The sequence below is a fragment of the Acinetobacter sp. YH12255 genome, assembly GCF_013417355.1.
Taxonomy (GTDB): Bacteria; Pseudomonadota; Gammaproteobacteria; order Pseudomonadales; family Moraxellaceae; genus Acinetobacter; species Acinetobacter pseudolwoffii.
This window is the reverse complement of sequence record NZ_VPEC01000074.1, coordinates 1-7,196: the sequence shown is the minus strand read 5'-3', so window position 1 is coordinate 7,196 and position 7,196 is coordinate 1. Positions and strand designations below refer to the sequence as shown.

Genomic DNA, 7,196 nt, shown 5'->3' with positions numbered 1-7,196 from the left:
GAGATCCATGCACGTGTAGCAGTCCTTAACAGATTTACGGAATTAGGTCGACCACTTACCCAAGTTACGCCTTAAATTTGGCTCAATTAGGGGCGCTTTGCATTTCAAATCTTTGTGCAACAAAGCCCTTTGTCATGCATTCAAAAGTTAATAATAAAATAATTATAAGCTAGAGGGTTAGCCCTCTAGCTTATATATTGAATACAATTTGATAAGGTTTAAATCCTCCGATCATCGCTTCAGCAATCAACTGGATAAATGCTTCAGTTTTTCCATACGCTATTCACTGATCAAGAGCATCGTAATAAGCCAATCGATTTTCTACAATGATGATACAGGGTGGGTAACCAACTTTTAATAATTCTAAATTTATCAAAAGACGTGATGTACGTTGATTGCCATCAATGGATGGATGCCTACAAAATCTGCATGCACTTTAGCTGCACGTTCAAGCCGATCCGGTGGTGGTTCAGCAGACCAATCCACTTAAGGTTGGGGAGGTTTTAGAGGCGCAGCTCGGAAGAACATCAGGAATTTCAGCTGATCAACCTTTGGTCAGTTGGTTTAAAATCAAAGCCTATAGTGATGGCACATTCAAATATGGTGGTCCCATGATGCATGAGGTTAAAGCGGATATCGGGCCGAGTATATTACTGAAAATAGACAGTATTGAAATTGGGGCAGCTCTTATAAAGCCCAGTTGCTGGATCGTATTTTGATGCTATCCAGATCTTTGACATGGCGGTCGCTTCATACAGCGGACTTTTAGCTCATTCATTCAAATGTTGCAGCTGCCATAGATCACTTTAGCTGAAATCGATAAGTGCTGGCTAAACATGCTCAGGAATCCAACATTTCATTTAAACTCAACAAAATATCTATAAATCTATGCAGGAACCTGTTGTAAATTAGACACTCGAAGAAAATAAATAAAGCGTTATCTTTCTTATTCAATATTCGATGCATCAACCGGAGATTCTCAGTTGCGCGCTGCCCGCTATAAAATTTTGCTCATCATCTTATTGTTACTGGCAGTCGGTTTTGCTCTGTTCCGCTGGTGGCAGGGGCCGGTTCTACCAAGCTATACCTTGAACACCATGCCGCTGATACAAAATGTAGTGGCCACCGGACGCGTGGCGACAGTCTCGCGTGCTCAGGTGGGCAGTGAAATTAGTGGCGTAGTGCTTGAGCGGCGGGTCACGGAAGGAGATCAGGTGAAACCTGGTGATCTCTTGGTGGTGCTGAAATCGGATGAATTACTGGCCCAAGTACGACAGGCTGAACTGGCACTGACTGAATTGGCCACCAGCAGACGACCACAGGCGACAGCAGAACTAGCCAGTGCCAAAGCACAACTGGAACAGGCCAGTCGTGAAGCAGCACGGAGACGTAATGCCGAAGCGGGTATCCTGTCGGCTGAAGAAATAGAACAGGCCTTAGAGGCAGAAAGAGTTGCCCGCAACAATTATGAAACCGTTCGTCTAAAAGCAGCGGCATTGTCTACGGGACAAGTTGAAGAAGCATCGCTTCGGGAACAGCTGGCAGTGGCGCAGGCGCAACTGGCAAAAACCAGAATTCGGGCTGCGGTCGCAGGTACAGTACTGACACGGGATGTCGAGCCAGGCGATCTGGTTCAACCAGGACAAACCTTATTTACCATTGCCTTAACGGGCAATACAGAAATCCGGGTGCCACTCGATGAACGGAATTTACCGCAACTGGCCTTAGGGCAAAATGCCACCGTGATTAGCGATGCTTATCCGGATCAGTCTTTTCCGGCCCGCATTAACTTTATTGCACCGAGCATTGATCCGCAGCGGGGCACGGTAGAGGTCAGATTAACCGTCAACCCGGTGCCAGATTTTCTGCGTCAGGACATGACCGTATCGGTCAATGTCGAGACAGATAAACGGGAGCGGGCACTGGCTATTCCGAACGATGCGCTTAGCAATATTAAAGGCAATAAGGCAGTGGTCGTGTTGGTACGTGATAGAAAAATCCAGCGCCAACCGGTGACTTTAGGTTTACGGGGTCTGGCCATGTCAGAAGTAACTTCAGGTTTGAGTGAGGGTGATCAGGTGCTGGCCAATGCCGAATCGTTACTGGAAGAGGGTGCGAGAGTCCGTCTCAAGCCACAAGATAGCTCATTGATGAGCTCGACTGACGCGACCGATAGCAAGAATGAATTACCGGTGAAATTCGATTGAAAAACTTTTTCGAGCGGCTTTGGATCGAATGGAAAATCGCGATCAGTTTTTTGCGCGAAGGTCGCGCGCAGTCCATTATGATCACGGTGGGCGTCGCCGTTGGTGTGGCGGTGATTGTGTTTATCACGGCCCTGATTCAGGGGCTACAGGCCAATATTGTCGAACGTACATTAGGTACACAGGCACATATCCGTCTGCTCTCACCCGATGAAGTCAACCGGATTGTGCCGCCGCCTGCCGGGACGGTGCAATTGTTACAGGAAGATAAACGCGCACAACGACTGCGTTCCATCAATAATTGGCAGCAGATTACCGAAACACTGGATCAGTTGCCGATATTAACTGCTGTGTCGCCTGTGGTCTCCGGGCCGGCCTTTGTACAACGCGGTGATGCGATTGAATCCGTGGCCTTGGTCGGAATGGATCTGGAGCGTTATCAGCAGATCATTCCATTGAAAGAATATTTAACCAGTGGTCAGTTACGTGTTGGCGCGGATGATGTACTGATCGGCAGTCAGTTGGCCAAAGATCTGGGGGTTCAGGTCGGTAGCAAATTGCGACTGGATACCGGTCAGCAAAACAGTGCCTTGGTAAATATTGCCGGCATATTTGAACTGGGCGTGCGTGAACTGGATGCGCGTTATGTTTATCTGGACTTGAAACAGGCACAGTCTTTACTCGGTCTGCCCGGTGGTGTAACTGTCATTGATCTGACCATTAACGATATTTTTGAGGCTGATGACATTGCGACCCAAGTGGGGCGCCTGACCTCATTAAAGGCTGAAAGCTGGATTTCAACCAATGCACAGCTGATGAATGCGATTACTGCACAGAGCCTGTCTACCAATATGATTATTGTTTTTGTCGCCATTTCAGTGGCTTTTGGCATTGCCAGTGTCATGTCCGTCAGCGTGGTACAGCGTACTCGGGAAATTGGTATTTTGCGTGCGACAGGCGCCACCCAGTCACAAATTTTAAGAATTTTCCTGTTTCAGGGGGCCATATTTGGTCTGCTGGGTTCGGTCGTTGGCAGTGCAGCCAGTTATGGTCTGGTCTGGGTATTTAATAATTTTGGCCCGGGATTATTTTATATCCCGATTTCGATCGAGCTGGTACTTCTGGCTTTATTGTTGGCGACATTAACAGGGGTATTGGCCGCTGCAGTGCCATCACGCCGGGCAGCGGCACTCGATCCGGTGGAGGCGATTCGTCATGTCTGAACCATCTCAAGAAGTCCTGCGTTTAGAAGCGCTGCGCAAATCTTATAATATTGGTCAGCCCAATGAAATTGAGGTCTTGCATGGTATTGATCTGTGTATTGAACGCCAGGATTTTGCTGCTCTGATTGGGCCTTCTGGCTCCGGAAAAAGTACGCTATTGAATATTCTGGGATTGCTGGATCAACCGAGTAGTGGCGAGCTGTATTTGCTGGGACAGCCGACCAGTGCCATGGATGATCGTGGCCGGACTGCATTACGTGGCAATAGTATTGGATTTGTATTTCAGTTCCATCACCTGATTCAGGCATTTACTGCACTGGATAATATTTTAATGCCCTTGATGATGACGCGAGGCAAACCCGGACAGCAAGGCTTACAACGGGCACGGGATTTGCTGGCTGCAGTGGGACTGGAAAAGTTTGCTGATCGTAAACCGAACGAGCTTTCCGGTGGGCAGCAACAGCGGATTGCGATTGCGTGGGCTTTGATTACAGAGCCAGCCTTACTTCTGGCCGATGAGCCTACCGGTAATCTGGATACGCAGACCGCCGCCGACATGTTTGAGCTGTTTCGTAAAGTGCATCGTGAACGCGACTGCGCCGTTCTGCTGGTGACACATGACCCGCGCCTATCCGCCACCTGTGATCGAACCATTAATCTGGTCGATGGCCGGATTGAAAGTGATTCTCATACGGTTTATCAAACTGAAACTTAGACAATATTTCAAATATTAAATTGACCCGATCCAGATTATTTCTTTATTAGTCAAAGCTGACTAGGGCTGAAACCAGAGAGCTTAGCATGCATTGAATTTGACCCTATAATCATCTTCCATCAAATAAGTTAAACAGACTAGAACTTGAATAATATTTAATTAAATATAATATTAAAATATATAATGATGAAAGTGAAATATGATGCATGACTTCCTGAGCGCTTTTCTCGGTGGTTTACTTCTTGGTGTTTCAGTGGTCGGCTATCTGTATATTCATGGCCAGATCGCGGGCATTAGTGGTCTGATTGGACAGGTACTTAATCCTCAAAGCATTTTCAAGACGCCAACTCTGTGGTTTTTATTGGGTCTCATCATCATTCCATTTGTTTATGGACTATGCATACAACCTGAAATCGAACTGAATACCAGTCCCTGGATGATGGTGATTGCGGGTTTACTGGTCGGTTTTGGCACCCGTTTAGGCTCGGGATGTACCAGTGGCCATGGAATTTGTGGCATCAGCCGTTTATCTAAACGTTCAATCTTGGCTACAGCCATATTTATGTGGGCTGGTTTTATGACAGTTTATGTGATTCGTCACCTGATTGGAGTGCGCTAAAATGAAAAATCTGCTGGCATTTTTATGGGGTGGTTTGTTTTCAGTCGGCTTGATGATTTCCGGTATGGCCAATCCTGAAAAGGTTCTGGATTTTCTGGATGTTTTTGGCGACTGGGATCCGAGTCTGGCCTTTGTGATGCTGGGCGCGATTATGGTCGCCTTTATTCCTTTTCAGAAAGCCACGCGAAATCCGGTAGCTAAAACTGTATTTCATGAACCGATCCAGTTACCGACTAATCAGAAAATTGATTCTAAACTGATGAGCGGCAGTCTTTTATTTGGTATCGGCTGGGGAATTGCCGGTATCTGTCCGGCACCCAGTCTGACACTCATTGGTTTAGGCCACTATCAGGCTACTTATTTTATTATGGCCATGCTGGCAGGGGTTTATCTACATCGTCAATGGTCAGGAGCATCATCATGAGTCATAGCGCCGTAATTCAAGATTTTTTTCATGAAGATAGCCATACTTTTAGCTATGTGGTGGGTGATCCGGCCACTGGAAAATGTGCGGTGATTGATAGCGTGCTGGATTATGATGCCGCTTCTGCCAGTACATCGACCAGACATGCGGATCGAATTATTGCCTATATACGACAGCAGAACTTTGAGGTTGAGTGGATTCTGGAAACCCATGTGCATGCAGATCATTTGACCGCAGCGCAATATCTGCATTCACAGTTGGGCGGCAAGATTGCCATGAGCCAGCATATTTCTATTGTGCAGGAAGTCTTTGGCGTGATCTATCATCTGGATATGAAACAGTTCAATCTGGCTCAGCCTTTTGACTATCTGTTTGCGGATCATGAAAAATTCAATATTGGTTCACTACAGGCCTATAACATTCCGACACCGGGGCATACACCGGCCTGTCTGAGTTATGTGGTCGGGAATGCAGTCTTTGTCGGTGATACCTTGTTTATGCCAGATTATGGCACTGCACGTTGTGATTTTCCCAAAGGCAGTGCGGCAACGCTATTCGATTCGGTGCAAAAACTGTATCAATTGCCGGATGATACCCGGGTATTTCTGTGCCATGACTATTTACCGGAAAGCCGTGATCACTTTGTCTGTGAAACCGATATTCAGACCCAGAAGCAGCATAATATCCATATTCACAGGGGGATGGCCAAAGCTGAATTTATTGAAATGCGCCAGCAACGCGATGCCCAATTAGGTATGCCAAAACTGATTTTACCGGCGATTCAAATCAATATACGTGCCGGTCAATTTCCTGAAGCAGAGGCCAATGGTATTTCCTATTTAAAACTGCCGCTGAATTATTTTCATGCCTGAATGCCTCAATTCTTAAAACCTGGTGATGAAAAGAGGATGTACACGACTGCATACATCCTCCAAGTTTTTAGTACTTCATTTTAAAGGTCATATCTTTGGGATTGTTCTAATCGGCTAAGCAACACCCTCGTGTCATCCCGCTCATCCGCTTGCTCTCAAATGCGATTAATGACGCTTTATTGATCCAGACTACTTCTGAGCATCCAGGCAGTTTTTTCATGTACATCTAGTCGCTGGGTCAAAATATCCGCTGTTGGTTGATCATTGGCGTCTTCAATCACTGCAAAAATACTTCTGGCGGTACGTGCTACGGTCTCATGGGCATCGACCAGTAGGCGCAGCATTTCTTCAGCTTTTGGCACCCCTTCAACCTCTTTAATAGAGGTCAGTTTTACAAACTGTTTATAGGTGCCAGGTGCTGCAAAACCCAAGGCCCGGATACGTTCAGCAATCACATCCAGCGCATTCCACTGCTCGGTGTATTGGGTCATAAACATATTATGCAGGCTATTGAACTGGGGTCCGGTGACATTCCAGTGGAAATTATGGGTCATCAAATACAGGGTATAACTGTCTGCCAATAGTCGGGATAAACCGTCGACAATCTTGGCACGATCATCATGCGAAATTCCGATATCAATTTTCATTGCTTTAGATTCTTTTTTAGAAGAGGCCATGCTCTTACTCCTTAAAATTTAACAACATGCTGTGTATTAAAATAAAGCCAGATGTATTCGAAGTCCGAGTCAAACGAGGGTTCGATCTTGATGATGACTCCCGAATTGAAACTTAATTTGCATCATCAATATGAACAAGCTGAAAGATTTAAGTGTTTATAAGTTATAGATATTAGATCAATAGACAGGCAGGAAGTTTAGTCATTATGTATAGCCTGCAGAGAGGATTGTAACTTTTCAGTTTAATAAGCTTTATTTTTCTTTATCAACCTAGCGATAATTATCCCAACAGATTTAGAACGTTGAAAAAAGCCTTAGCTATTTCAGAATGGAAAGGCTTTGTTGCATAAACATTCAAAAGCTGAGTTTTCCCCAATCCATTCAAATTTAAGTGACAACTTGGGTGTGAGGTCTACCTAATTCCGTAAATCTATTCAGAACTGCCACACGCGCATGAACTTC

8 protein-coding genes and 1 pseudogene are annotated in these 7,196 nt (G+C 45.7%); 7 read left to right on the top strand and 2 right to left on the bottom strand.

Translation table 11 applies throughout. The features are described 5' to 3' along the window. Nucleotides 1–190: 190 nt before the first annotated feature. Nucleotides 191–453, bottom strand: a pseudogene (locus tag FTV30_RS15115) (Fic family protein); the annotation flags it as partial. 8 nt (nucleotides 454–461) lie between these two features. Here FTV30_RS15115 and FTV30_RS15110 point away from each other — a divergent pair. The 7 genes from FTV30_RS15110 to FTV30_RS15080 all read left to right on the top strand — a co-directional run bounded on the left by FTV30_RS15110 (nucleotide 462) and on the right by FTV30_RS15080 (nucleotide 6,057). Further along, a complete protein-coding gene (locus tag FTV30_RS15110) occupies nucleotides 462–719 on the top strand; it encodes an MlrC C-terminal domain-containing protein (RefSeq protein WP_157797498.1) in 258 nt (85 codons plus the stop codon). A gap of 264 nt (nucleotides 720–983) precedes the next feature. Next, nucleotides 984–2,207, top strand: a complete 1,224-nt coding sequence (locus FTV30_RS15105) for an efflux RND transporter periplasmic adaptor subunit (RefSeq protein ID WP_100354856.1) — start codon at nucleotides 984–986, stop codon at nucleotides 2,205–2,207. Continuing rightward, the gene (locus FTV30_RS15100; RefSeq protein WP_159516389.1) at nucleotides 2,204–3,427 is read left to right on the top strand and encodes an ABC transporter permease; all 1,224 of its coding nucleotides are present in this window, start codon (nucleotides 2,204–2,206) and stop codon (nucleotides 3,425–3,427) included. The genes FTV30_RS15105 and FTV30_RS15100 overlap by 4 nt, the downstream gene beginning before the upstream one ends. Next, the gene (locus tag FTV30_RS15095) at nucleotides 3,420–4,142 is read left to right on the top strand and encodes an ABC transporter ATP-binding protein (protein ID WP_180001870.1); all 723 of its coding nucleotides are present in this window, start codon (nucleotides 3,420–3,422) and stop codon (nucleotides 4,140–4,142) included. The genes FTV30_RS15100 and FTV30_RS15095 overlap by 8 nt, the downstream gene beginning before the upstream one ends. Before the next feature lie 202 nt (nucleotides 4,143–4,344). Next, entirely contained in the window at nucleotides 4,345–4,761 is a 417-nt protein-coding gene (locus FTV30_RS15090) for a YeeE/YedE family protein (protein ID WP_035337889.1), read from the top strand. A 1-nt stretch (nucleotide 4,762) separates the two neighbouring features. After that, nucleotides 4,763–5,185: a YeeE/YedE family protein gene (locus FTV30_RS15085; RefSeq protein WP_005096132.1), complete on the top strand. Its 423-nt coding sequence runs from the start codon at nucleotides 4,763–4,765 to the stop codon at nucleotides 5,183–5,185. After that, complete coding sequence (locus tag FTV30_RS15080; protein ID WP_180001869.1) at nucleotides 5,182–6,057, top strand: MBL fold metallo-hydrolase; 876 nt, start codon at nucleotides 5,182–5,184, stop codon at nucleotides 6,055–6,057. The genes FTV30_RS15085 and FTV30_RS15080 overlap by 4 nt, the downstream gene beginning before the upstream one ends. Nucleotides 6,058–6,233: 176 nt before the next feature. On the opposite strand, the gene FTV30_RS15075 is transcribed toward FTV30_RS15080, so the two are convergent. Next, the gene (locus FTV30_RS15075) at nucleotides 6,234–6,734 is read right to left on the bottom strand and encodes a Dps family protein (protein ID WP_005096135.1); all 501 of its coding nucleotides are present in this window, start codon (nucleotides 6,732–6,734) and stop codon (nucleotides 6,234–6,236) included. Nucleotides 6,735–7,196 lie beyond the last annotated feature (462 nt).

What these genes read in the sequence shown, in the direction of transcription:
- FTV30_RS15095 (WP_180001870.1), top strand. Translation starts at nt 3,420, where the DNA reads ATGTCTGAACCATCTCAAGAAGTCCTGCGTTTAGAAGCGCTGCGCAAA.
- FTV30_RS15090 (WP_035337889.1), top strand. Translation starts at nt 4,345, where the DNA reads ATGCATGACTTCCTGAGCGCTTTTCTCGGTGGTTTACTTCTTGGTGTT.
- FTV30_RS15075 (WP_005096135.1), bottom strand. Translation starts at nt 6,734, where the DNA reads ATGGCCTCTTCTAAAAAAGAATCTAAAGCAATGAAAATTGATATCGGA.
- FTV30_RS15085 (WP_005096132.1), top strand. Translation starts at nt 4,763, where the DNA reads ATGAAAAATCTGCTGGCATTTTTATGGGGTGGTTTGTTTTCAGTCGGC.
- FTV30_RS15080 (WP_180001869.1), top strand. Translation starts at nt 5,182, where the DNA reads ATGAGTCATAGCGCCGTAATTCAAGATTTTTTTCATGAAGATAGCCAT.